The organism is Ruegeria lacuscaerulensis (genome assembly GCF_013034745.1).
Classification (GTDB): Bacteria; Pseudomonadota; Alphaproteobacteria; order Rhodobacterales; family Rhodobacteraceae; genus Ruegeria; species Ruegeria lacuscaerulensis_B.
The window spans coordinates 222,334-245,595 of the sequence record NZ_WQGP01000003.1; the positions used below are offsets into that span (position 1 = coordinate 222,334).

Here is a 23,262-nt window from a genome sequence, read left to right on the forward strand (position 1 = left end):
CCGCGCGGGCTGCCCCAACTCACCCCTCCTATAAACGAGAATATTCATGACTCAGAGATTGCTGCGTGGTCGTCTGCTGACCTTCCATCGTGAGCCTCAGAATGGCGAAGACTTGAGCGCCTACACCTATCTTGAAGATGGCGCCCTGTTGATCGAAAACGGGATTATTCAGCAAACGGGCCCCTATGCCGAGTTGAGTGCAAAAGCCGTAAACGTGCCAGTGACGGATCACCGCCCGCATCTGATGATGGCCGGTTTCATCGACACACATATTCACTTCCCCCAGGTTCAAGTGATCGCCTCTTGGGGGGCCCAGCTCTTGGATTGGCTCAACAACTACACGTTCCCGGAAGAAATCCGGTTTGCGTCCGACGAACACAGCACGCTTATGGCGCGAGCGCTTTTCGATCAGCTTGTCGACCACGGCACAACGACTGCGGTCGCCTATTGCTCGGTCCACAAAACGTCGGCGGATGCATTTTTTACCGAAGCGACCAGGCGGAACATGCGCATGATAGGCGGCAAGGTTCTGATGGACCGGAATGCGCCCGACGGTTTACGGGACACGTCACAATCCGGCTATGATGACACAAAAGCCCTGATCGCCGATTGGCACAGCAAAGGTCGCAACGGCTATGTTATCACACCCAGGTTCGCAATCACGTCAACGCCGGATCAAATGAGGATGGCCCAGGCATTGGCGCGGGAACATCCCGATTGCCACATCCAGACTCATTTGTCGGAAAATAAGGATGAGATCGACTATACAAAGCAGCTCTATCCGCAAGCGCGCGATTACCTGGATGTTTACCAGTCCTTTGGACTGTTGGGGCAAAAAACACTTCTCGGGCATTCCATCCACCTCGAGGCACGTGAGATCGCGGCAATTGCAGAAACCGGCGCGCACCCTGTTTTTTGCCCGACCTCAAACCTGTTTCTAGGTAGCGGCCTGTTTGACCATAAAGGTCTAAGCATGCGCGGCATTTCAAACGGGATTGCGACGGATGTTGGTGCAGGCACCAGCTATTCGATGCTGCAAACCCTCAATGAAGGATACAAGATCCTTCAGTTGCAAGGTATGGCGCTGCATCCGTTACAGGCGTTCCATTGGGCAACCCGTGGAAATGCCCGCGTTCTGGGCCTTGAAGACAAAATCGGCAGTCTCGATCCCGGAACCGAGGCGGATATCGTCGTCCTGAATGCGCGCAGCACACCGGCTATGGCCCTGCGTATGGATCGCGTTGACAGCCTTGCTGAAGAACTGTTCGTCTTGCAAATGATGGGCGACGATCGTGCGATTGAGGAAGTCTATATTTCAGGGTCACCCAGCAAGACCGTCCCGAAACAAGAAGCCGCTTCCACTCGCGCCCAAGTCACCGCCTAGCAGCGCCCGAAACGAAAATCCAAGCTGTCCGCTGACCACTGTGACGGTCACACGGTTTTGGCGGACAGCGGCACTGCATCGAGAATTCCGTAGGGGTCCCAGTTTCTGCCGAGTTAGACTGACCACGACTCAGAATACCCTCAAACACCTGTGCTTTCGGAAAGGATGAACCATGCCCGAAGTCAAAGTTGCGCTGATGACCGGTACAGGCCAAGGCATCGGTCGAGGTTGCGCCATTGAAATGGCCAAGGCTGGCTACAAGGTCTCGTTGATGTCTCCGTCCAATCGATCGATCGAACTCGCACAAGAGCTTGGGGGAATAGGCCGTCGGGGCTCTGTGTTGGATGTCGATGATCTGCAAGCGATGGTCGACGACACCATGCACGAATATGGACGTATCGACGCAATTGTCAGCAATATGGGCCACGGGGGGTCAGTGCCCCAAGCCATCAAAACGGTTGGGTTCGATCCCGACTTTGACGGGCCACTTCTAGAACTCAGCGACGCGCTGTGGCACGAAAGTTTGGACATGTATGTGCTGAACGTCGTCAAGATTGCCCGTATTGTCACGCCCATCCTGATTGAACAAGGTGGCGGCGCCTTCGTGAATATTTCATCCATGAACACGATAGAACCCCGCGCGCCCTACCCGATGAGCATGCTGCGCGGTGCCCTGCACAGTTTCTCAAAAATGTATGGCGACCGATATGCCCGTCACAATATTCGCATGAACAATCTGCTGCCAGGCTTCTGTGAGAACGTAAACCTGTCGGACCGCGCGCGTCGGGAAATCCCAGCTCAGCGGCCCGCAACCTTCGAGGAAATTGGACAGGCTTGTGTATTTCTTGCCAGCGAAGGGGCCCGGTATATTAATGGTCAGAGTATCCTGTCTGATGGCGGGATGAACCGCGCGGTACGCTAGGTGCAAGGCTGGAAAAGATGATCGTCAAGGCACTCGAAGACATTTTGGGGACAGAACGGGATGTCTCTGGTCCGGGATGGAACAGCCGAAGATTGCTGCTGGCCTCTGACCGCATGGGATTTTCGCTGACCGACACAATCATCAAAAAGGGCGCGGCGCTTGAGTTGGAATACACCCACCATCTAGAGGCGTGTTATTGCATCGAAGGTAAGGGGCAGATCAGGGCTGCTGATAGCGAAACCTGGCAATCCCTTGAACCCTTCACCCTGTATGCACTGGACCGGCACGATCGGCATGTGGTGCAGGCCACTGACGCCGACCTTAGACTTGTCTGCGTTTTCACACCACCGCTCAGTGGGCAAGAAGTGCACCGGGACGATGGCAGTTATGCCCCGACCGAAAATCTTGAATAAGGCAGGTACTAAGCAGAGGACCTGCCAGCCGGAACCGCCCAGTGCTATCTGTCAATCAGACCCTCGCTTTTTCGAATGCACTCCAGGCAGTTTCGAAGGCTTCAAAATCAAATCTCGGCTGTCGGGCGGCGTCCAGGATGATACGCTCGGTCGACAAAAGATTTTGAATGGCGGCTTCCAGTTGATCAATAATGTCTTCCGGCACAACCAACGCCCCATGTCGATCGGCGTGGACCAAATCGCCGGGGCACACCTCAAGTCCAAAGATTGAAACCGGCGTGTCAATCTCGCGGACATGGACAAAGCCGTGACTTGGCCCGACGGAGCCTGCGATGACCGGAAATCCCTTGGGCATGTCCCCAAGATCACGCATGACGCCATTGGTCAGGACGCCCGACATGCCGAACCCTTTATGAACCGTTGTATTGATCTCACCCCAATATGCACCGACGCATTCGGGATAGTCCGTATCCTCGACCACCGCGATGGATGGGCCGGGCGGTTCGGCCATATATTTGTAGTAGGCCATGCGACGTGTTCGAATGACCTCTGGCGGCTCATTCGGGGGGTGAACTGCAGCTATCTTGGCCGTACGCGCGTAGCCAACGATCGCGGGTTCTTCAGGAGCGGAGCAGAGCATTGTACCGCGTGTAAACCTGTTGAACCCGCGCTGGCCCTGCGCCACTTCGATGGCGTTGCAGACAGTCGGCGTATCGACCTTACGAAGCAAAGACAAAAGAGACGGTGTCATGTGTTCTCCAACCAGCTCGAAAGGGCTTCTGTTGTTTCGTTTGGCTGTTCCAATGTAGGCAAATGACCTGCACCATCGACGATTTTCAATGTGCTGTTTGGCAAGAGATCATCCATCAATTGATGGCGCTCGATCGGGCATAGCCCGTCTTCTCGCCCACACAGAACCAATGTCTGTCCGCGATAGCTGGATAGAACCGCGCGCTGATCCGGTCGATTCATTAGTGCTAGCGACTGACGCAGAAAGACGTCCGCTCCCAGATCGACCGCCATTTCCATGCAAAGATCCAGTATGCGGCCCTGACGAGAGCTCTCGGCCAGATAGTTGGGTTTCATTTCCTCGCGCATCACTTGCTGCAGGCGACCTGCACGCACCGCTTCCATTTGCGGCCCGCGACGAGCTTTCACTTCAGGCAACTCGGCCAACGGATTTGTATCGAGCAACGCCAAACGTGCGACACGGTCGGGGGCTTGACGCAGCACCTCCATAGCCACAATCCCGCCCATCGACAGGCCCGCCAGTGCAAAGTGCGGTGGGGCATTTCCCAAGATGTCAGCTGCCATTGCCACGACGCTATCGTGTTGGCTTAGCGGAAAGGTCATGACCGGCAAAACACTGGACAATGTTTCGATTTGAGGGCCAAAAAGCCGCGCGTCACACATCATGCCGGGCAAGAAGATCAATGGGTTCATAAGGAAACCAGCTTTGCGCCCTCTGACAGTGCGGACAGTTTGGCATAAGCAATCTGCGGATCGACCGCGCCGAAGCCTGCAAATGTTCCAAAGCCACAATCGCTGCCAGCAATCACCCGGTCGGCCCCTACAATCTGGGTAAAACGTTCGATCCGCTGGGCCACGAGTTCGGGATGTTCAACGAAGTTGGTGGTCGTGTCGACCACGCCCGGGATCAGAACTTTGTCATCGGGAATCTCGGCCTTGCGGTCACGAAATACTGTCCATTCATGTGCGTGGCGCGGGTTCGAAGTTTCGAACAATACATAGCGTGATTTGGTCGCCATCAGCGCGCCAAACACTTTGTCCATTGCGATGTCGCAGCAATGCGGACCCTCGTAGTTGCCCCAGCAAATATGAACCCTCACACGCTCTTGCGGAACGTTTTGAAGCGCGTGATTCAGAGCCTCGACATGCATATCCGCAATCTTGACGAACTCGTCGTCTGAAAGGTCGGTGAACAGCATGTGGCGGGACAAAGCCAAATCCGGACAATCCAATTGCAGATCCAAACCTGCGGCGACAATGGTTTCGTACTCCTCTTTCATAACGTCGGCCAACGCCGTCAGATACGCTTCGCGCGACGGATAGAAATCATTTTGCAAAAACAATGAGATTACACCCGGTGAGGCCGCGTTCATAAAGCCATGTTCGACCCCGTGCTGCGCCATAGCCGCTTTGAGGTTGGCAAGGTCTTTTTCCAGCTCTCCCTGCCCTTTGGACCGAACCTCGCCAGTGCACATTGGCCGTGCGTATTGCGGCGTGCCCCCACCCTCAGCCAGCCGTTGAAGAAAGCTGGGAAACATCTTCAAATCTGCGGGCGCGTTGCGGGTGCTGTCACCTGAAAATCCAAAATACCGATCCTTGACATAGGTCGCGTATGAAATTTTCGACGTTTCACCGTCACTGACTATGTCCACTCCGGCTTCGACCTGTTTACGAACCGTTTCGGAGACTGCATTTGCCATGCAAGCGTCAAAAGCATCCCCGACATAAGGCGTGTCGTTTTCGCGGGCGAAAATGAAGTCCACAACGTCCTGCGTTCGAGGCAGAGACCCAACATGGGTGGTTTTGATCGTCATCAGAGCCTCCTGATATTTTTGCGCGCATTTTTTGCCTGCGCGTCGATGGTGTCCACGCTCATCCTATCCAAGTGGGGCCCGCCGGATCATCCGTTGCCGTGATCCGATAGAGACCCGCCTGCCCTGTCATCGAAGGGTTCACACAATAGGATTCACCAGGCAGGACCAAAGCCGTGTCACCGGTGGACAATGTGGTTTCATGATCGTTGATCGAAATGCGCCAGTGGCCGCTTGCAGGCATAAGAACGACGGCAGATGCTGCAACGGTTGGTTCGGTAACAGAAGACCCTCGTCCAAGGAAATCGACCTCAAACCCAGGTTTGTCCTTGATTATTCCATTCTCACCGATCACCCGAACGGGCTTTTTGGCCGACAAAGCCATTAGGTCCCAATAGCGCGCAACATATTTGCCCACGACATCCTCAACCGGAACTTCGGGGTAGTCCTTCAATTGCTCTTCAGTCAACAGAGGCATCGGATGCACATTGTGTGGCAGTTCCTGCCCCTTTTTGGAATCGTACAAAACCCCATTGTCACCCAGCATCAAACCATGTGCCTGCGCATCTTCAATAACCTGAGGGGCCCAGGTCACTCCGCCGCCTGCATCGTCGCCGCCCAGGATCGACATGATCATCCCATAGTCCTGACCGACATTTTCGAAACCTCGGAAAATACCCGTGGGAATGTTGAAAACATCGCCTTCTTCGGCAATGAATTCACCCGCTGTGCCATAGCGGCCCCAGAAGAACCGCCAGCGCCCTTTGGCGACGAAAAAGACCTCGGCTGTGGTATGGCTGTGCAGTGAATTCCGGCATTTCGGAGGCTGCCCTGCAGCACCAATGTTAAAGCCAATCTTATCGGTGATATGGACATGCTGATCGGGGCTTTCGGACACGCCACCGCCGATGATGGTAAAGTTCTCTTTCTGATCGCTGCCCGGAGTATGGGCGTCGATGAAGGCGGTTTTGCAGGGCTGCAGTTCGCCGTAGCGGACGATGCGTTGTTGGATTGTGCTCATGATGGTCTCCTTGAAAATGGGGGTGATGGGATCAATCCCGTCCCCCGGGAGGTCGGTTGTTCAAACGCCGCGCGCGCAGCGAGGCGCGATGCGTGTGAAAGCGCCGCGCCGCCTGACTGGCGTTCAGCGAGAGGCACATCGCAGCCACTCAGTCCTCCTGTCCCTGTAGCAGGATCTGTTTCCAGACCGAGGTCTCGTCGAACAAGGTGTATTCCCGGCGCAGCTGCGGCTGGCCGGCGATCAACTCGCCGAACTCACCGTGGCTGATGCCCAGAACATAGACCTGCGCACCTGTTGGCGCGCCAAAGACACCCCAGCCATCATGCTTGCCCCACAGGCTCCAGCGGATCGCGGCGCGAGGAGGCATATTCGGGTCATCGCGGCCAATCTGGTGTTCGATCTTGAACTCTGAGTTGGGGAAGCTGGCGCGCAAACCCATCCAGAACCGATCCACTGAGTCCCAGCCGTGACCGGTAACCCCGCCTACATACTCGGACTGAACAGCGCGGTCGTATTCGGTTTCGATTGCGCCCAAATCGGCATTCATGATCCGGGTCAGGATATCGGCGTAACGCTGCCCCCATTCATTGTCGTTGCCGGTTCCCTTGTAGGGACCGGGCTGGTCGATCTCGGGTGTCAGCGGTTTGACGCAGTTCTCAGGTCCACCTTCGCGCGCGATCAAATCGGCGGCGTATTCCTTGGGGTCCCAACCCATCTGACGCACGATCGCCCCCTGATCGCGGATCAGCCACTCGTCATTGATCTGATTGTCGATGGCGTGGCAGTCGGCGAGAATCCGATAGCGCAGTTTGATCCCGGTCGCTTTACCGTAGACACCTTCGGCCAAATGTGTCGCGGTCGAGATGATCCGGTGCGAACTTAGCATCCCCTCTTCCGGAGTACCGGACCAGATAACATCCTCTCCAAGCAATTGACGGTCGGGAAATTCGGCGAGAGTCGCCATGGTCGCGCCGATGACGTTCTGGTTGCCCAGCACCACCGACCCGGGCGAGCGCACGACGATATCCTTGCTATAATAGTCATGCAGCGTGACGATGCCGCGATCTTCCCAGATCTCTTTGGTGATCCCGATGATGTAGTCCGGAAAATCCCGGAATTTCGGATCAAAGCCCTTCATGTCTCAGTCCTTTGTGGTTTCCACCCCTTCGGCAAACGCGCCGAAGTCCGCACGACCAGAGGCCCGTCTATGGCCACTTTGCGTGGTTCGGCCGTGGCCGGGGTGTCGATGTGGTCAAGCAAAGCGGTGACGGTTTCAGCCACCATCAGATTGGCGCGCTGGCGGATTGTCGTCAGGTTATAGGCGGGCCACCCGGCGGGCGGCACGTCGTCATAACCGATGACCGAGACATCCTCGGGCACGCGCAGGCCAAGTTCAAAGCGGATCACGTCCATCACCGCCAAAGCCATGTGATCATTGGCCACAAAGACCGCGTCAGGTCGTTTATCAGGGGCAACATCAAACATCCGGCGGGCGGCGGCTCGGGCGTTTTCGGTGTGGAAATCTCCGACATCATGGGCGAACACATCCTGCCCACCTTCAGCCAGGGCCGCACGGAACCCAGCCTCGCGGTCACGCTGGGTCGAGGCGCCCTGCCAACCCGCGATATAGGCGATACGCTTATGTCCTCCGGCCAGTAGAAACTGAGCCACTTTGCGCCCGCCCGCATAGTTGTCCGAGGCCACCGTGGTGATCCCATCAATATCCTGCGAACGGTTGAACAGCACCACCGGAACACCGGCCTGCTGACAGCGCGTGGCGATATCCGACGACATCGGAACCGAGGCCAGAATGACCCCGTCCACCTGATAGTCCAGAATCTCGTCCATCACGTCGTCAATATTCCCGGCCGAGCGTGAGGCCATGAAAATCAGCACGTGATAGCCTTGTTCCTGCAACGCATTGGAGAGCTTTTCCAACGCCTCAGGGTAGAAGTAGTTCTCAAGATACCCCACCACCAAACCGATGATGCGGCTTTTGCCCGACACCATGGCGCGAGCCAGAACATTGGGCCTGTACCCCAGTTCAGCGGCGGCTTTGCGCACTTTGTCTTCGGTCTTTTTGCTGACGGATGCACCGGGCGTAAACACCCGGCTGACCGCCGATTGGCTGACACCGGCCAGTTGCGCAACCTGTAGGGATGTGACCTTTTCAGCCATCAGTCCGCCGTCCACCCGCCGTCAATCAGCATCGAGGTGCCGGTCACCAGCGCCGAGGCGTCTGAGGCCAGATAGGTGACCGCCCCCATGATGTCTTCGACTTCGCCCACGCGATCGAGCTTGATCTTCTCCATGATCCAAGCGGCACGTTCGGGGTTATCAAACGTGGATTGTGTCAGTGGCGTGCGAATGAAAGTCGGGCAGACGGTGTTGATGCGGATGCGCTGTTTGCCCCATTCGATAGCCATCGCTTTGACCATGCCCTCAAGCCCGTGTTTGGTGGCGCAATAAAGCGCCCGGTCCACGCCGCCCACATGGCCCATCTGGCTTGAGATATGAATGATCGACCCCGGCCTGTCTGCCGCCAGCAGCGCCTTGGCCGCATAGGACGACAGAAAATAGGCCGAGCGCAGATTGACGCTGGTAACTGCGTCGAAATCTTCAGGCGTGGTCTCCACAGCCGGGCTGTGGCGGGCGGTTCCGGCGGAGTTGACGACCACGTCAAAAGTACGGCCTTCGAACAGCTGTTTCAGCGCCTGCAAGTCACCCTGGTCCACCACCGCAGCCTCGGCCGACCAGCCCTGCGCCTGCAGTGCGGCGACTGTCTCAGCCAGGCGATCCGCCCCGCGCGCAGCACAGACCACATGCGCCCCGGCCTCGGCAAGCGCCACGGCGCAGCCCTGACCGATGCCCGAGGAGGCACCGGTAACCAGCGCGGTTTTACCGTTTAGCGAAAACGAGGGGGTGCGGGGCAGGTCAGTCATCAGCTCATTCCATCCGGTATTTCAATTCGGTCCATATTCCGGGCCTTGTTGAATTCCCGCAGACGGGCGAACACGTCAACTCCCAGTTGGCGATAAGCGTCCAGAAGATCGACCAGAACCCAGTTTTCGCGGATCAGGCCATTCTCGAGCCGCCAGAAATCCAGGCTGCGCATGGTGATCCGCTGGCCCGACGGCGCAATCCCCATCCAACCGTCATGGGTCACCGTCTGGATCATGTTCGGCCAGCCGGTGACGGCGGCGTATTCGCCATCGCCAAAGAAGTGATAGGTGATGTCATCCACATACTGCCCGCGATCCGGCATTCCGTTCAGGAACGGAATCTGGTGCCAGTTGCGAAACCCAGCATAGCCGCGCCCGGTTCCGATCCCGGCGGGGCCGTACCAGTTCATGCGGGGATGCCAGAACTTTTCCATTTCCATCACCTCTGGCCCACCTTCTGATGGGTGTTTCTTGAGGTGATCCAGCATGTCGATGATGTGCTGGCACGTCTGCTGGCCTTTATCGGCATCATATGGCCCCGGCACCAGACCATCCTGCGTCGCGGGGCCCGGAACATGCCATTCATGCCCAAGACTGGGGGCCATGGGCCAGGCGTTGGCCTGCATCATCACTTCGGGGATGTCCCACAGCGCCTGCATCTCGACGATCTTGCCGTCGCGGAAGCGATAGAATTCATGGAACCGCATTGTCACCTGATGGCCGGTCGGCGGGATATCCAGCCAAGGCCCGGTGAAGGTGCCGGTATAATAGCCGCCGCAACCGACCCAATCCGCGCCGTGTTCATCCGGCCCGGCCATGACGATGTAGTCGCGCCGCTCCAAATCAAGCCATGCGTCCAGCAGACCCTTAAAGGCGGTGTCATAGAAGGCATCGCTGCCGGTGCTGTCGCCAAACGGATGGCACAACCGAAACAGGGCGTCCGGGGCGCTGACCCTGGCCAGCGCCTGCCGTACACCCGTTTCGGTAAAGTCATACATAGCCGCCCTGACCGGCGCGATCAGGGCTTTATGCTGCGCATGAATATCACTCATTCGGCGGCGTCCCGATAGGGGGCCGCCTCGCCATAGGGCACGTTGATCCCGCCATAGCGGCGGACGCGGACGTTGCATTGCTCGGCATGACCCACGAAGCCTTCCAGCATACACAGGCGCGAGCCATATTCGCCGATCAGCGTCGCCGCCTCATCAGTCAGAACCTTCTGATAACTGTGTGTTTTCAGGTATTTACCCACCCAAAGTCCGCCAGTATAGCGCCCTGCCTTTTTGGTGGGTAGCGTGTGGTTGGTGCCAATCACCTTGTCACCGTTCGACACATTGGTGCGCGGCCCAAGGAACAGCGCGCCGTAGCAGGTCATGTTCTCAAGGAACCAGTCATCGCGGTCGGTCATCACCTGAACATGCTCAGAGGCGATATCATCGGCGACCTGCAGCATCTCGTCATAGGAGTCACAGACGATCACCTCGCCATATTCTTCCCACGACACTTTCGCGGTGTCTGCGGTGGGCAGGATACCCAGCAGGCGGTAGACTTCGGCCAAAGTATCCTCGGCCAGCTTGCGCGAATTGGTCAGCAACACGCAGGGGCTGTTATAGCCATGCTCGGCCTGACCCAGCAGGTCGGTGGCGCAAAGCTCTGCATCCGCTGCAGTCTCATCGGCGATCACCATGGTCTCGGTCGGGCCGGCGAACAGGTCAATCCCCACGCGGCCAAAGAGCTGGCGCTTGGCTTCGGCCACAAAGGCATTGCCGGGGCCGACCAGCATGTGCACGGGATCAATGGTTTCGGTTCCCAGCGCCATGGCGCCAATGGCCTGAATGCCGCCCATGACGTAAATCTCATGCGCGCCGCCCAGATGCATGGCTGCGATCACTGCCGGGTTCGGTTTACCCTGAAACGGAGGTGTGCAGGCGATGATCCTTGGCACACCCGCCACGCTGGCCGTCGCCACCGACATATGGGCCGAGGCCACCATCGGGAACTTACCGCCGGGCACATAGCAGCCCACGGACTGCACCGGGATGTTCTTGTGGCCCAGAATGACGCCGGGCAGGGTTTCAACCTCGATATCTAGCATCGAGTCGCGCTGCGCCTGCGCAAAGTTGCGCACCTGTTCCTGCGCGAATTTGATATCGTTCAGCTCGCGCTCGGTCAGTTGGCCGATCAGCTCGTCGATCTGATCTGGCGACAGGCGAAACGAGGCGGGGGAATAGTTGTCGAACTTCTCGCTCAACTCGCGCACGGCGGCATCACCCCGGGTTTCGATGTCCTTCAGCGTGGCCTCGACCACGGCGCGGGTCTTGGCGTCATCCTCGGCCCGGTCAGCGTCGGACTTACCGCGTTTGAGATACTCGATAGCCATAATCCTGATCCTTACTTGTCGGGGCGAGGGGCGGTTTTCTCACCTCGGTCATAGGCTTCCCAGCCCTCGCCGTTGAACAGATCCACACCCAGCTGCGCGGCCACATGGGCGAAATCCACGTTCACCCAGTTGTCGACGATCTTGCCATCGACCACTTTCCAGAAATCCATGTAACGGATTTCAACCCGTTTGCCGGTGGGGGCGATTCCGAGGAATTCGCCGGAATGGGTGGCCTCTTGCCGGCCAAAGGCGGCGGCCCATTCGCCCATGTAAAGACGCGCTTCGTCAATGCAGGTCTTGTCGGAAAACGCCGCCTGGAAGGGGCGCTGCCAGTTGTCCTGAAACTCTTTCAGGCCAGTTTTGGTGCCACAGCCCTGATTACCCAACCAGCGGAATCCTTGCGAGAAGAACTCGCCGATATCATCAATGCGGTGGTCATTCAGACCATCGACCATCGTCTCGATCACACGTCGCGTTTCATCCGTTTTGGACATGTCCGTATCACGGGTCAGAACGGCTTGTTCCGGGCGGGAACCCTTCATTTCTTTATCCTTTTACTGCGCCAGCGGTCAGGCCACTGACGATTTGGCGTTGGAAGATCATCACAAGGAAGAACAGCGGAGCGATGATCGACACAGCAGCTGCCACGGCAACCACCTGATCGGTCGTCGTTGTCTCGCGGTTGAACATGCCCGCAATGGCAGGGACCATCGTCTGGTTCTGCGCATCAAGCAGCAGCGAGGTCACCAGAAAGTCGTTATAGGCCAGCAGGAAGCTGAACAGCCCGGTAGTAATCACCCCCGGCCACATCACCGGCATGATCACCCGGCGGAAGGCCTGAAAGTGGTTGCAGCCATCGACCCGCGCGGCCTCGTCCAATTCGGCAGGGATGTTCTGAAAGAACGAGCGCAGCATCCAGATCGTGAACGGCTGGTTGATCGCCACCAGCACCGCGATCACGGCGAAAGGTTTGCCATAAAGCGTCGGTGCATTCTCACCCAGAATAGGCGCCAGCCATTCGGCTGAATTGATGAAGACTGGCAGATAGCCTGCCACCAGAACCGAATGTGGCAGCGCGCGAAAGATCAGCGCGATCAGCAAAATCCAGAAAGCCAGCGTCGAGCCCGACCGCGCCAGCCCATAGCCCGCCAGCGTGCCTACGGTAAGCGACACGGTCACCACTCCGGCGGTAACGATCAGCGAGTTCTTGAAGTTGTTGGAAAAGCCCCGGTCGACCCAAACGGTTTTATAGTGCTCGGTCGTCATGCCCAGCACGTCACGACCCAAGGGGCCAAACAGCGGGTTCAGCACATTCAGAACCGACGGCAGAACCACAAAGAATACCAGCAGGAAGGCGATCAGGGCGACAAGCACTCCGACCACCCAACCGAACCATTCCTGGCCCGGTGACGTGTATTCCTTGATCTTCGCGGGCAGCACTTTGGTCACGACCATGGCCGCGCCCCAGATCACTGCGATGCCAAGGATGATATCCAGAACCGACAACCCGTTGCCTGTAGCCAGCGTCGCGGGGCCAAAGATCACGTTCAGCGCGTTGCTGTCATAGGCATCCACAGGGGATTTGACGCTCATGATCGCGATCCAGACAATCGGGAAGGCGGCGACAAGACACCAGAACGCGAGGAAGATGTTCGAGGTCAGCCGCAGGCTGAGAGGTTGGCGAAGCGCGCGCGAGGACATATCAGTGGCCTCCTTTATGGTCGCGCCAGGTGCGGCGCAGCGGCAGGATCAGAAGAAGGACGATCCCGATCATTGTCAGCATCGCGCTGGCCGAGGCCCGGCTGATCGACCGGTTGCCCGCCTGATCCGGCACGAGGAAGTCGAAGGTCAGCCATTGCAGCGAGATGACATAAGCTTGGCTCGAGAAACCGACGATCTCTTCGAACACCCGGTAGGCGTCCATCAGGTGGATCATCGACACGAAGATGATCAGCGGCATCAGATGCGGGATGACGATGTATTTCATGCGTTGCCAACGAGTCGCCCCATCGATCACGGCGCTTTCGAGACTGTCCTGGTTGACGGTCTGCAACCCGGCATAGAACACAACGGCCGCAAACGGGGCCACGTGCCAGACGCGGTAGAACATCATCAGGATTTCAATGGTCCACGCCTGCGCAAACAAGGCAATATCGCGGTTCAGCCACCACTCCAGCAGCGCGGTCAGGATGCCGTCCCCACGGAACAACCAGTTGATAGACAGTGCGCCGATCACCGGCGTGATGATGAAGGGCAATAGCGAAATAAAGATCACCGGTCCGCGGATTGACCCCGCGGCGTTGTTGATCAGAACCGCAATACCCAGCCCGAACCCGATGACCAGTGGCAGCGTGATCAGCGTGAATGTCAGTGTGAAACGCAACGCCTTCCAGAAATTGATGGTGGACAGGACCGACCAATTGCCCTCAGTGATCGCGCGCCAGGCCCGCTCGGGCTCCAGCACGTTGCGATAGCTTTGCAGGCCAACATATTCCGTCCGGGTGATCACCTCACCATGTTCATCCAGCTTGGGCTGCGATTTCAGCTCGGTCACGCAGGTCTGGGTCAGGAAGCCGGGTGTGCAGGTTTCGACCTCGACCGTCTCATAGACGGGTTGGGTGATATAAAAGCTCTGCTTGAACACGCTAACCAGCGGGAACGCGATAAAGAGAAGCATCATAAAGACAGAGGGGCCAACAAAGGCGGCAAATGTCCGGAAATTCATGGCTCTGCCTTTCTCATGGTTCTCGGGTGGGAAAAGAGGGAGGGCACGGGGCCCTCCCCAGAGAGGATCAGTTGCTGATCAGACCGGCCTCTTTCGCGGCGGTGATGTAATCCGCCTCGATATCGGCCAGCGCGGTTTGCGCATCTTTGGCACCGGTCAGGTAATCGGCCAGACCATTGCCCAGCGACGTGTGCATGATGCCCATGGGACCAGATGCAGGATATGGTTTGGCACCACCTTCTGCCGAGGCCGCAGCGCCCGCAGCCAGCTCACCCGGTGTGTACGCCGTGCTCAGCCAGACAGCGGTGTCATTGTTTGCGCCAACCATCTCGGCATCGATACCTTCCATCACCAGACGGAAGGCCGCGTCTGCTTCTTCATCGCTCATGTTCGAGGCCAGGACGATGCCGTCCCACCAAACGGTCGTGGCCGGAACCGAGGACCCCATCGGCGCTGAGGCCATCGTGACCTTGCCGACAACTTGGCTTTCAGCCTCATCATTCATGGCAGCGGCCCGGCTGGCCCACAGGTTGGCCATGGCAATTTTGCCCTGTTGGAATTGCTGCTGGACATAGGTGGAGTCCGAGACGAGGTATTCCGGGTCCATATAGTCCGTCATCGCTTTCAGCGTTTCCAGCGCAGCTACGCCTTGCGCATTGTTGATTGCGGGCATGTTGCCGTCACCAAAGAATGCGCCACCTTCGCCCAGATACATGTTGACGAATTCCTGGCCAAGGTTCCAACCGGTCTTAAAAGTGCCCCCGATCGGATAATCCATTACACCGGCTTCTTTGATCTTGGCCGCTGCGTCTATTATCTCGCCATATGTCTTTGGTTCTTCGATGCCCAGATCAGCCAAAACATCATTGCGATACATCAGGTGCTGCGCATTGACCATGAAAGCAATTGCCATTGTCTTGCCATCGACTTTGATCAGCTGGTTCGGCAGCAGGTTCTGGCCGTATTTTTCGACCAGATCATCCAGAGGCCGGATTGTGCCTGCGTTCAGCAAGGGCACAAGGGTCGCGTTGGAAACGCCGCCGATTTGATAGAGCGACGGGTTGGCAGCAAAGGCTTCGGGCTGCTTCTCGCGGAATTCCTGATCCAGCGATGCGCTGAAATTGCCGCACTCGGCCATCGCATCCGTCACCGCTTTCCAGGCTTCGAACCCCGCTGACAGCGATTTCAGCGGCACTTCGTTTTCATAGGAACAGGCTGCCGATGCACCGCTTGCCGCGATGGCCATGGCTCCTGCCATTAGGATCGTCTTGAGTTTCATGCGTTTCTCCCTGTCAGGATGGGTCCGTCGTCGACGCCCGGACCGCTGTTATGCCCCGAAGGGCTGTTGGCGGGGTTACTCCCCGATCCGCGCACCGCTTCCAGCTTCGAAGAGGTGACAGATTTCTGTAGGCACAGAGAATGAGACATCATCCCCGATCTCGGCGCGGAAAGATTTATCGGCCTTGACCGACACCAAAGCTCCACCGACCCGGACCGAGATCATGGTCGCGTCGCCCAGCAGCTCCAGCGTGTAGATCGGAGCGGTGATCTGGCCTGCGCCTTCAGCAAGGCTGGCATCCTCGGCCCGGAACCCCAGAGTCATAGGGCCATCAGGCGCGCTGACCGGAATTTCAACATGTTCAGCTCGGAATACGCCGCCTGTGACCTCTCCTTCCATCAGGTTCATGGCCGGCGAGCCGATGAAGCTGGCCACGAAAGTATTCGCGGGACGGTCATAGATTTCGGTCGGACTGCCGACCTGTTGCACCACGCCCTGTTTCATCACCACAACACGGTCGGCCAGAGTCATCGCCTCGATCTGGTCGTGGGTCACATAGATCGTCGTCACCGCCAACTCATGACTGAGGTTCTTGATCTGCGCCCGGGTCGAGACCCGCAGCTTGGCATCGAGGTTCGACAGAGGCTCGTCCATCAGGAAGACATTCGGTTCCCGCACGATGGCGCGGGCCAGCGCCACACGCTGCCGCTGACCGCCCGACAGTTCGGCCGGTTTGCGATGCAGAAAATCGTCAAGCTCGACCATAGCGCTGGCGCGGCGCACCTTGTCGTCATGGGTCGCTGGATCGATGCCACGCACTTTCAGCGGAAAGCGGATGTTTTCATAGACGTTCATGTTCGGGTACAAGGCATAGCTTTGGAACACCATCGCCACGTCACGGTCCTTGGGTTCCAGATCATTAACGACCTTGCCGTCAATCAGAATCTCGCCCTCGGTCACGTCCTCAAGCCCGGCGATCATCCGCATCGTGGTGGTCTTACCACAGCCCGACGGGCCCAGCAGCACCAGAAACTCGCGATCTGCAATGGTCAGGTCGAAATTGTGAACCCCAATGAACGAGCCCCATCGCTTACCCACGTTGCGTAACTGAATTTCCGCCATGGTGCCCCCACAAAGATTCGCTTGCATACGTTTGCAAAACTGTAATTCGCATATATCAAATCAGGCAAGACATTTTTGCATACGTATGCAAGAATATTGGAAAAAACGCCCGATCAAAAGATTCGCGCGCCTCGCAACACTCTGACAGTAATGGGAAAAATCGTGAGCTTTCAGACCCAGAAAAAACTTGTCTATGCGTTTCAAACGGCCATGGATACCGCAACAGAGCATGACATCCCAAAGGTGATGAGCCAATTCAGTACGACGGATTTGAAGTGGCGTGGTTTTCATCCCTTCAACGAAATCACCGGTGCTGACCAGGTTGCCCGGCAGTTCTGGCAACCTTTGAGGTCCAGCCTCGCCCACATGCAGAACCGTGTCGATATCCTGTTCGCGGGGCACAACTCACTACATGACCCAGACGACGTATGGGTCGTTTCCATGGGGCATTTGATGGGGTTGTTCGACAAACCGTGGCTGGGTATCCGCGCGACCGGCAAGATGGCGTTCCTGCGGTATTGCGCATTCTACAAAGTCTCAGGCGACCGGATTGTCGAAACAGCGATGTATTTCGACATTCCGCATTTGATGGTGCAGGCCGGGCAAAATCCGTTTCCGCCGCAAACAGCAGCGCATTTGGTCCAACCCGGGCCGTTGACCCATGACGGCCTGCTGTGGAACGAGCAACCCATTGAAGAAGGCAATAAGACACTGGCGCTCATCAATGCTATGATCTCGGATCTCGGGCAGTGGAACAGCGGAATGACATTGCAAGAGGAATTGGCCCGAACCTGGCACCAGGACATGATCTGGTGGGGGCCCGAGGGTATTGGCGCGACCTACACAATAGACCGTTATGCCAAACAACATTCCGGGCCCTTTCGTGCAGGTTTCACAGAACGCTCAAAGACAGAACATGTCTGTCGGCTGGCCGAAGGAAACTACGGCGGCTTCTTTGGCTGGCCAAACTTCACTGCAATACCGTCAGGAGGGTTCATGGGCATGCCATCCACTGGCAAGCCGGGCGAGTTTAGGGTGATCGACATTTATCGGCGCGCCGATGATAAACTGGCCGAAAACTGGGTGTTCATTGATTTGCTGCATTTTTGGAAACAGCAAGGGGTGGACGTTCTTACTCGGACAACGGGGATCAAACAAACCGGAGGATGAATGTGGACTTGCGCCATCTCAACCCCATAGAAACGGTGTAGAAAACAAGCATTTCCGGAAGTCGCGCACAAAGCGTGTATGGGTTTACCAACAAAACATCGGTCTGCTATGCCGGCTGGATGCATTCGATATTGCTTTGAAGCTGCGGGCGAGGTCGCCAGCCAAGTGAGTGATCCGCACTAGACTTTTCAATCCCCTATCGTACTGTTGCCGCATTGTTTGGTCGGGGTATCCGTGTGTCGGTCAGGGTCGTATCACTCGTCTTACTGGCGTGGAGTTGGCTGTTTTGCGCGATCTCAGCTGCTTCTGGGGAAACTCTGTCTCATTGGGTGCAACTTGGACCGGATCGCGAAATAGTTGTCCGTGTTATCTCGGCGTCGCCAAAATGTCCTTTGCTACAAGTCGAAGGCCGTTCTGTCGCCATGCAGAAAAGGGCAACACCATCGGCCCAGTTCCCGGGCCACGTTTGCGAGCATCGGGCTCAGGAAACCCTTGGTCGGATATCTGTGGACACAAAGGTGCTTCCAACGCTCAGCCCAACCGTAGAACGTATCGCTGTCATTGGTGATACCGGCTGCCGCATTCGCGGAAACAGGGCCCAGGCCTGCAATGATCCGAGTGCCTGGCCCCTGACGAAAATTGCAGAGGAAGTCGCGTCCAGATCGCCGGATTTGATCATTCATGTCGGCGATTATCTGTACCGGTCTTCGGAATGCCCGGACGCGGAAAAATGCGGCGGCTCACCCTTCGGAGACACGTTTCAGGCCTGGTCTGCCGACTGGCTAACCCCGGCGGAACAGCTGTTCCAGGCCGCGCCGTTTCTTTTCCTCAGGGGAAATCACGAAAATTGCGGACGTGGAGACAAAGGGTGGTTTCGGTATTTCGCAGACGGCCCGGTGCCGTCAGATTGCCCAGCAGTTTCCCAGCCATGGATCACATCTTTCGATGGGTTGGATCTGATCGTATTTGATTCCTCCGCCGGTCCCGCGCCCCATAGCAGCCCCGACTTGCTACCGGAATATTCGCAAATGGCGCGCGATCTCATCGCAAGAACCAATGGCGAAGGCTGGCTTCTGACACATCGCCCGCTTTGGGCGAACATGCGCGCATTTGGGGAGCTGATTAACGGGGATGACACCCAGCGCGCAGCCTTTGGCGGTACCATGCCCCAGGCCGTCACCCTCATCCTGTCGGGTCATATTCATGCGTTTCAAGCCATCGACCTGTCGGACGGTCCGGTTCAAAGCATCGTCGGCAACAGTGGCACGCAGCTTGATCCAATGCCCACAGGCGTTGCAAGGGATATCGAAATCGCCGGACACTTGGCAGACCTTGTGGTCAACAATGGCGAATTCGGTTTCTTGATGTTGACCAAGGGCACTGACAATACATGGCTGATGGAGGCCATTGGGGACACCGGGCAGGTTCAAATTCGGTGCCAGTTGGCCGAAAGCAGGCTCACCTGCATTTAACAGGCAGTCACTCTATGGCCTTGTTGGAAACCCACAGGAGTTACTGAATCAGCCCACGAAAACGTGCCAGCAGGATAGGCGTCAGATACATCGGGATTTGGTAACACCCCACAAAAATCAACAATGGGGCCGCTGCCTCTTCCGGCAAAACGATCAGGAACAGGGCAATATTGCGATTGCCCGCGTAGATCGCCGTTGGAATGGACATGTCCAACCGTGCCCAGTTTGAAACCAACAATGCCCCGCTGACGAGGACGAAATTGATGGCAAGCGCTGCCATGAGCCAAAGAAGCAGAGCCAGAGGTTCGGTTTGCAAAAGCGGGCCTATCGCGCTCATCAACCCGACCACGACGACGCCCAGCAACAGGGCGGAACACCCGTCCAAGGCACCCTGTTCCCTTGGCTGCCCCATAACGGGCAACAGATGACGAATGGCAAATCCGATCCCGACCGAAACAAGGATCGCTGCAAGAAGGCCAAGGGACAAGCTGATTCCACTCAAAACCCCTCCACCAGCAGGGTCGAGGATAAGGAACACCGGAAGGGCCGTGATCGGAAACAACGCCGTTCCGATGACCAAAATCCGCATTCCCGGTGCCGGGTCCTGACCCATCATGATCGCGAAATTCGGAGCACCCGTCAGTGAAGGCGCAGCCAGCATCAAGGAAACCGCCATGGCCAAGGGGAAGTGCAATAGGTCCAGCGCCGCCAAGGTTACAATCACGATCAGCGGCAACACCGCTTGCAGAGCCACGATGCGCAGCACTGTCGCAGTCAAATCACTTTGGACACCCAACGCCTGTTTGGCGCCTACACGAATGCCGGTGACCAGCAGCAGCAAAACCACTAGAACCCCGATCCACGGACGCAGAAACTCGGCAAGGCCTGGGGCCAGCAATCCTGCAATTAGCCCGGCAATCAGGCAGTAGCGGCCTTGCTGCCCCAGCCAACCAAGCGCTGAAACCACCTGTCAGGGCGCCTGTCGCATGGTTTCAGGCAACCACATGGCAACATCCGGGAACCAGATCAGAACAAAGCACATCAGCACCATGATCATGAACATCGGAAACGCGGCACGGGTGATATAGCCCATCTCATGCTCTGTCATACCCTGCAAAACAAACAGGTTGAAGCCGATCGGCGGCGTGATCTGCGCCATCTCGACCACGACGACGACGAAGATACCAAACCAGATCAGGTCGATCCCCGCCTCGCGCACCATTGGCTCGACCACGGCCATCGTCAGAACAACCGAAGATATTCCGTCCAGAAACATGCCCAGCACGATGTAGAACACCATCAGGATCATCAGCAACTCGAAGCGCGATAGCTCCATCGCGGCGATGCCGTCCGCCAAGGCGCGCGGCAGGCCGGTAAAACCCATTGCCAGCTTCAAAAACGCAGCGCCCGCAAGGATCAGCGCAATCATGGCCGAGGTCCGCGTCGCCCCCATCAAACTTTCCGTAAAGGTGTTCCAATTCAGCGACTTCTGACTGGCCGCAAGAACCAAGGACCCTATGACCCCGATGGCTGCAGCTTCGGTCGCGGTGGCGTAGCCCGCATACATCGACCCGATCACCACAAAGATCAGACACATGACCGGGATCAGAAAACGAGAGTTCTTCAGCTTTTCACCAAAGCTCATGAACGTTTCCTGTTTCGGGTTCCAGGCACCCGAGAACCACGAATACAGCGCCACATATCCCATGAACATCAGCGCCAGACACAGACCCGGAAACACCCCGGCAAAGAACAGTTGCGTGATGCTCTCATTCACGGTGACGCCATAGACGATCAAAGCCAGCGAAGGAGGGATCATCAGACCCAGCGTCGCAGCACCCGCCAATGTCCCAATTACGATCCGCTCGGGGTAGTTGCGCGCCCGCAGTTCCGGGATGGACATCTTACCAACCGTGGTCAGCGTCGCGGCAGAGGACCCTGACACAGCCGCAAAGACCGTACACCCCACAATATTGGTATGCACCAATCCTCCGGGCAGCCGCGCCATCCAGGGCGACAAACCGCGGAACATGTCTTCGGACAGTCGCGTTCGGAACAGGATCTCTCCCATCCAGATAAACAGCGGCAGCGCTGTCAGGGTCCAACTTGAGGATGATGCCCAGATTGTGGTGATCATCGTGTCGCCTACCGGGCGGGTCGTGAACAGCTCCATCCCGACCCAGGCCACACCCATCAGCGCCAGGCCAACCCAGACGCCTGTGCCCAGAAGAAGAAACAGGACGAACAGGAATAGAGAGATTGCATAGATTTCTTCCATCGCCCTACTCTCCGAAACTCTGATCGACGAGATCACGCTGAATCCGGTGATCGCCCCGGAAAATGACGTGTACGAGGTGATCGGTCAGCGAGATGGCGAGAATGCCGCCCCCGACGACCATGACAGATTGCGGAATCCATAATGGCGTCGCATCCTGTGCCTGGCTGACTTCGTTGAATTTCCAAGACCAGTACGTGAACCAATAGGCGTAATACACAAAGTACCACATCACCGCTGCCGCAATGGTGAAGCACCAGATTTCCAGCACCCGACGAAACGCCTGCGGGACAGCGTTCAACAGGATCGAAACCCGGATATGCGCGCCCCGGTTCAACGCATTGGCAAAGGCAAAAAAGCTGGCCGCTGCCATCGCATAGCCCGCGTAGTTCGCCGCGCCGGGAAAGATTTCACCCGTCCAGCGCGCCACCATCTGCGCAACGATCAGCAACAGGATCGCAATCAGGCATAGCGCAGCCAGCACACCGGCCGCAAAATAGAGAAAATCGAGAAAGCGGCGCAGGCCGCGCAAGGCACCCGTCATAGGTCGGTCTCCGGGGCAGAAAAGGCCCGGACCAGTGCAGAGGTCCGGGCGAAGGTACTTATTGCGCTGCGTTATAAGCGTCCAGAATGGCCGCACCGGTATCTCCCGCCGCTTCCAGCCATTCGGCGGCCATGGTTTCACCCACGCCCCGCAGATCGGACATCAACTGGTCACCCGCCGGAGCAACCGTCATGCCGCCTTCGGCCAGACCTGCCAGGGTGAAGCCGGTATATTCCTTGGCGCGCCATGTCCCCGCGTATTCGGCCAACTCGGCACAGGCCTTGATCACGTTCTTGTTCTGATCAGAAACGCCGTTCCAAACGTCGTTATTGATCAGCATGTAGTTGCGCGGCAACCACGCGTCGACGGAATAGAAATGGCTGAGGCTTTCCCAAACCTTCCGGTCATAACCCGTAGCCCCAGACGACACCATCGACTCGGCCACGCCTGTCGCGAAGGCTTGACTGATCTCAGCCGCTTCGATGGACACGGGCAGCATCTTGGTCAACTCGGCCATGCGGGCTGTTGCATTGTTGTACGAACGGAACTTCAACCCTTCCATATCCGCGATGGAATTCACTTCCTTGTTAAAATATAGCCCCTGCGGCGGCCACGGTACAGAATAGAGCATCGTCATGTTCTGCTCGGCTAGCAAATCCTGCACGTGCGGCAGCGCCACTTCGTACAGCTTCTCATGCTCGTCAAACGAGGACACGAGGAAAGGAACCGAATCCCAACCGAAGATGGCACTTTCATTCTGATGTCCGGACAGCAGACGCTCACCAATCGGCACCTGGCCAGTTTGAACCGCGCGTTTGATATCGGCCCCTGCATAAAGCGACCCGGAAGGGTGCGTGGTAATCTCGATCTCACCGCCGGTTCCGGTGGTCACACATTTGGCAAATTCCGCACCGGTTACTGAATGAAAGTTCGAGCCCGAATACGCCATGGGCAGATCCCACTTTTCCTGTGCAGCAGCGGGAAGCCCCAACACGGTCGCCGTGGCAATGGTTGCACAAGTTGTCGTAATTTTTGTCATTTTAGTCTCCCTG

23 protein-coding genes are annotated in these 23,262 nt (G+C 57.3%); 5 read left to right on the forward strand and 18 right to left on the reverse strand.

The window, feature by feature from the left end; genetic code table 11:
• Positions 1–46 precede the first annotated feature (46 nt).
• The 3 genes from guaD (at position 47) to GOV79_RS07245 (ending at position 2,719) form a co-directional block, all read left to right on the forward strand.
• Positions 47–1,384 carry a guanine deaminase gene (guaD, locus tag GOV79_RS07235; protein WP_170789247.1) on the forward strand — a complete coding sequence of 446 codons (1,338 nt, stop codon included), beginning with the start codon at positions 47–49 and terminating at the stop codon, positions 1,382–1,384.
• Positions 1,385–1,556: 172 nt separating this feature from the next.
• Entirely contained in the window at positions 1,557–2,306 is a 750-nt protein-coding gene (locus GOV79_RS07240) for an SDR family oxidoreductase (RefSeq protein WP_170789248.1), read from the forward strand.
• A 17-nt stretch (positions 2,307–2,323) separates the two neighbouring features.
• A complete protein-coding gene (locus tag GOV79_RS07245) occupies positions 2,324–2,719 on the forward strand; it encodes an ectoine synthase (RefSeq protein WP_170789249.1) in 396 nt (131 codons plus the stop codon).
• 55 nt (positions 2,720–2,774) lie between these two features.
• Here the strand turns inward: GOV79_RS07245 and GOV79_RS07250 are convergent, their stop codons facing one another.
• The 14 genes from GOV79_RS07250 to GOV79_RS07315 form a co-directional block, all read right to left on the reverse strand.
• Positions 2,775–3,470 (reverse strand): RraA family protein, encoded by a 696-nt coding sequence (locus GOV79_RS07250; RefSeq protein ID WP_170789250.1) that lies wholly within the window; start codon positions 3,468–3,470, stop codon positions 2,775–2,777.
• The gene (locus GOV79_RS07255) at positions 3,467–4,162 is read right to left on the reverse strand and encodes an alpha/beta fold hydrolase (protein WP_170789251.1); all 696 of its coding nucleotides are present in this window, start codon (positions 4,160–4,162) and stop codon (positions 3,467–3,469) included. Before GOV79_RS07255 ends, GOV79_RS07250 begins: the two co-directional genes overlap by 4 nt.
• Positions 4,159–5,283 (reverse strand): cobalamin-independent methionine synthase II family protein, encoded by a 1,125-nt coding sequence (locus tag GOV79_RS07260; protein ID WP_170789252.1) that lies wholly within the window; start codon positions 5,281–5,283, stop codon positions 4,159–4,161. Before GOV79_RS07260 ends, GOV79_RS07255 begins: the two co-directional genes overlap by 4 nt.
• A 58-nt stretch (positions 5,284–5,341) precedes the next feature.
• On the reverse strand, positions 5,342–6,301 hold the full coding sequence (locus GOV79_RS07265; protein WP_170789253.1) for a cupin domain-containing protein: 960 nt from the start codon (positions 6,299–6,301) through the stop codon (positions 5,342–5,344).
• A 148-nt stretch (positions 6,302–6,449) separates the two neighbouring features.
• Positions 6,450–7,439, reverse strand: a complete 990-nt coding sequence (locus GOV79_RS07270) for a nuclear transport factor 2 family protein (protein ID WP_170789254.1) — start codon at positions 7,437–7,439, stop codon at positions 6,450–6,452.
• Complete coding sequence (locus GOV79_RS07275) at positions 7,436–8,479, reverse strand: LacI family DNA-binding transcriptional regulator (RefSeq protein WP_214648116.1); 1,044 nt, start codon at positions 8,477–8,479, stop codon at positions 7,436–7,438. The genes GOV79_RS07270 and GOV79_RS07275 overlap by 4 nt, the downstream gene beginning before the upstream one ends.
• Complete coding sequence (locus tag GOV79_RS07280; protein ID WP_170789255.1) at positions 8,479–9,243, reverse strand: SDR family NAD(P)-dependent oxidoreductase; 765 nt, start codon at positions 9,241–9,243, stop codon at positions 8,479–8,481. Before GOV79_RS07280 ends, GOV79_RS07275 begins: the two co-directional genes overlap by 1 nt.
• On the reverse strand, positions 9,243–10,295 hold the full coding sequence (locus tag GOV79_RS07285; RefSeq protein ID WP_170789256.1) for an ester cyclase: 1,053 nt from the start codon (positions 10,293–10,295) through the stop codon (positions 9,243–9,245). Before GOV79_RS07285 ends, GOV79_RS07280 begins: the two co-directional genes overlap by 1 nt.
• Positions 10,292–11,623, reverse strand: coding sequence for a histidinol dehydrogenase (gene hisD / locus GOV79_RS07290; RefSeq protein WP_170789257.1), 1,332 nt, complete (start codon positions 11,621–11,623; stop codon positions 10,292–10,294). Before hisD ends, GOV79_RS07285 begins: the two co-directional genes overlap by 4 nt.
• An 11-nt stretch (positions 11,624–11,634) precedes the next feature.
• Positions 11,635–12,165 carry an ester cyclase gene (locus tag GOV79_RS07295; RefSeq protein WP_170755243.1) on the reverse strand — a complete coding sequence of 177 codons (531 nt, stop codon included), beginning with the start codon at positions 12,163–12,165 and terminating at the stop codon, positions 11,635–11,637.
• A gap of 4 nt (positions 12,166–12,169) precedes the next feature.
• Positions 12,170–13,324, reverse strand: a complete 1,155-nt coding sequence (locus GOV79_RS07300; protein ID WP_170789258.1) for a carbohydrate ABC transporter permease — start codon at positions 13,322–13,324, stop codon at positions 12,170–12,172.
• A 1-nt stretch (position 13,325) separates the two neighbouring features.
• A complete protein-coding gene (locus tag GOV79_RS07305; protein WP_170772004.1) occupies positions 13,326–14,348 on the reverse strand; it encodes a carbohydrate ABC transporter permease in 1,023 nt (340 codons plus the stop codon).
• 67 nt (positions 14,349–14,415) lie between these two features.
• Positions 14,416–15,627, reverse strand: a complete 1,212-nt coding sequence (locus tag GOV79_RS07310) for an ABC transporter substrate-binding protein (protein ID WP_170772002.1) — start codon at positions 15,625–15,627, stop codon at positions 14,416–14,418.
• Between the two features lie 75 nt (positions 15,628–15,702).
• Positions 15,703–16,749: an ABC transporter ATP-binding protein gene (locus GOV79_RS07315; RefSeq protein WP_170783343.1), complete on the reverse strand. Its 1,047-nt coding sequence runs from the start codon at positions 16,747–16,749 to the stop codon at positions 15,703–15,705.
• Between the two features lie 162 nt (positions 16,750–16,911).
• On the opposite strand from GOV79_RS07315, the gene GOV79_RS07320 reads away from it, so the two are divergent.
• Positions 16,912–17,919, forward strand: coding sequence for a nuclear transport factor 2 family protein (locus tag GOV79_RS07320; RefSeq protein WP_408015512.1), 1,008 nt, complete (start codon positions 16,912–16,914; stop codon positions 17,917–17,919).
• Between the two features lie 422 nt (positions 17,920–18,341).
• Positions 18,342–19,391, forward strand: a complete 1,050-nt coding sequence (locus GOV79_RS07325) for a metallophosphoesterase family protein (RefSeq protein ID WP_237217964.1) — start codon at positions 18,342–18,344, stop codon at positions 19,389–19,391.
• Between the two features lie 40 nt (positions 19,392–19,431).
• Here the strand turns inward: GOV79_RS07325 and GOV79_RS07330 are convergent, their stop codons facing one another.
• The 4 genes from GOV79_RS07330 to GOV79_RS07345 are packed head-to-tail and all read right to left on the reverse strand — an operon-like array spanning position 19,432 to position 23,249.
• Complete coding sequence (locus GOV79_RS07330) at positions 19,432–20,358, reverse strand: hypothetical protein (RefSeq protein WP_170789261.1); 927 nt, start codon at positions 20,356–20,358, stop codon at positions 19,432–19,434.
• Positions 20,359–20,361: 3 nt separating this feature from the next.
• Positions 20,362–21,669 carry a TRAP transporter large permease gene (locus tag GOV79_RS07335; RefSeq protein ID WP_170789262.1) on the reverse strand — a complete coding sequence of 436 codons (1,308 nt, stop codon included), beginning with the start codon at positions 21,667–21,669 and terminating at the stop codon, positions 20,362–20,364.
• A gap of 4 nt (positions 21,670–21,673) precedes the next feature.
• Positions 21,674–22,210 carry a TRAP transporter small permease gene (locus GOV79_RS07340; protein WP_170771993.1) on the reverse strand — a complete coding sequence of 179 codons (537 nt, stop codon included), beginning with the start codon at positions 22,208–22,210 and terminating at the stop codon, positions 21,674–21,676.
• Between the two features lie 58 nt (positions 22,211–22,268).
• Entirely contained in the window at positions 22,269–23,249 is a 981-nt protein-coding gene (locus GOV79_RS07345) for a TRAP transporter substrate-binding protein (protein WP_170771991.1), read from the reverse strand.
• Between the last annotated feature and the right edge of the window lie 13 nt (positions 23,250–23,262).

Coding starts and splice junctions, on each gene's coding strand:
- guaD (WP_170789247.1), top strand. CDS start 47: ATGACTCAGAGATTGCTGCGTGGTCGTCTGCTGACCTTCCATCGTGAG.
- GOV79_RS07240 (WP_170789248.1), top strand. CDS start 1,557: ATGCCCGAAGTCAAAGTTGCGCTGATGACCGGTACAGGCCAAGGCATC.
- GOV79_RS07245 (WP_170789249.1), top strand. CDS start 2,324: ATGATCGTCAAGGCACTCGAAGACATTTTGGGGACAGAACGGGATGTC.
- GOV79_RS07250 (WP_170789250.1), bottom strand. CDS start 3,470: ATGACACCGTCTCTTTTGTCTTTGCTTCGTAAGGTCGATACGCCGACT.
- GOV79_RS07255 (WP_170789251.1), bottom strand. CDS start 4,162: ATGAACCCATTGATCTTCTTGCCCGGCATGATGTGTGACGCGCGGCTT.
- GOV79_RS07260 (WP_170789252.1), bottom strand. CDS start 5,283: ATGACGATCAAAACCACCCATGTTGGGTCTCTGCCTCGAACGCAGGAC.
- GOV79_RS07265 (WP_170789253.1), bottom strand. CDS start 6,301: ATGAGCACAATCCAACAACGCATCGTCCGCTACGGCGAACTGCAGCCC.
- GOV79_RS07270 (WP_170789254.1), bottom strand. CDS start 7,439: ATGAAGGGCTTTGATCCGAAATTCCGGGATTTTCCGGACTACATCATC.
- GOV79_RS07275 (WP_214648116.1), bottom strand. CDS start 8,479: ATGGCTGAAAAGGTCACATCCCTACAGGTTGCGCAACTGGCCGGTGTC.
- GOV79_RS07280 (WP_170789255.1), bottom strand. CDS start 9,243: ATGACTGACCTGCCCCGCACCCCCTCGTTTTCGCTAAACGGTAAAACC.
- GOV79_RS07285 (WP_170789256.1), bottom strand. CDS start 10,295: ATGAGTGATATTCATGCGCAGCATAAAGCCCTGATCGCGCCGGTCAGG.
- hisD (WP_170789257.1), bottom strand. CDS start 11,623: ATGGCTATCGAGTATCTCAAACGCGGTAAGTCCGACGCTGACCGGGCC.
- GOV79_RS07295 (WP_170755243.1), bottom strand. CDS start 12,165: ATGAAGGGTTCCCGCCCGGAACAAGCCGTTCTGACCCGTGATACGGAC.
- GOV79_RS07300 (WP_170789258.1), bottom strand. CDS start 13,324: ATGTCCTCGCGCGCGCTTCGCCAACCTCTCAGCCTGCGGCTGACCTCG.
- GOV79_RS07305 (WP_170772004.1), bottom strand. CDS start 14,348: ATGAATTTCCGGACATTTGCCGCCTTTGTTGGCCCCTCTGTCTTTATG.
- GOV79_RS07310 (WP_170772002.1), bottom strand. CDS start 15,627: ATGAAACTCAAGACGATCCTAATGGCAGGAGCCATGGCCATCGCGGCA.
- GOV79_RS07315 (WP_170783343.1), bottom strand. CDS start 16,749: ATGGCGGAAATTCAGTTACGCAACGTGGGTAAGCGATGGGGCTCGTTC.
- GOV79_RS07325 (WP_237217964.1), top strand. CDS start 18,342: ATGCAGAAAAGGGCAACACCATCGGCCCAGTTCCCGGGCCACGTTTGC.
- GOV79_RS07335 (WP_170789262.1), bottom strand. CDS start 21,669: ATGGAAGAAATCTATGCAATCTCTCTATTCCTGTTCGTCCTGTTTCTT.
- GOV79_RS07340 (WP_170771993.1), bottom strand. CDS start 22,210: ATGACGGGTGCCTTGCGCGGCCTGCGCCGCTTTCTCGATTTTCTCTAT.
- GOV79_RS07345 (WP_170771991.1), bottom strand. CDS start 23,249: ATGACAAAAATTACGACAACTTGTGCAACCATTGCCACGGCGACCGTG.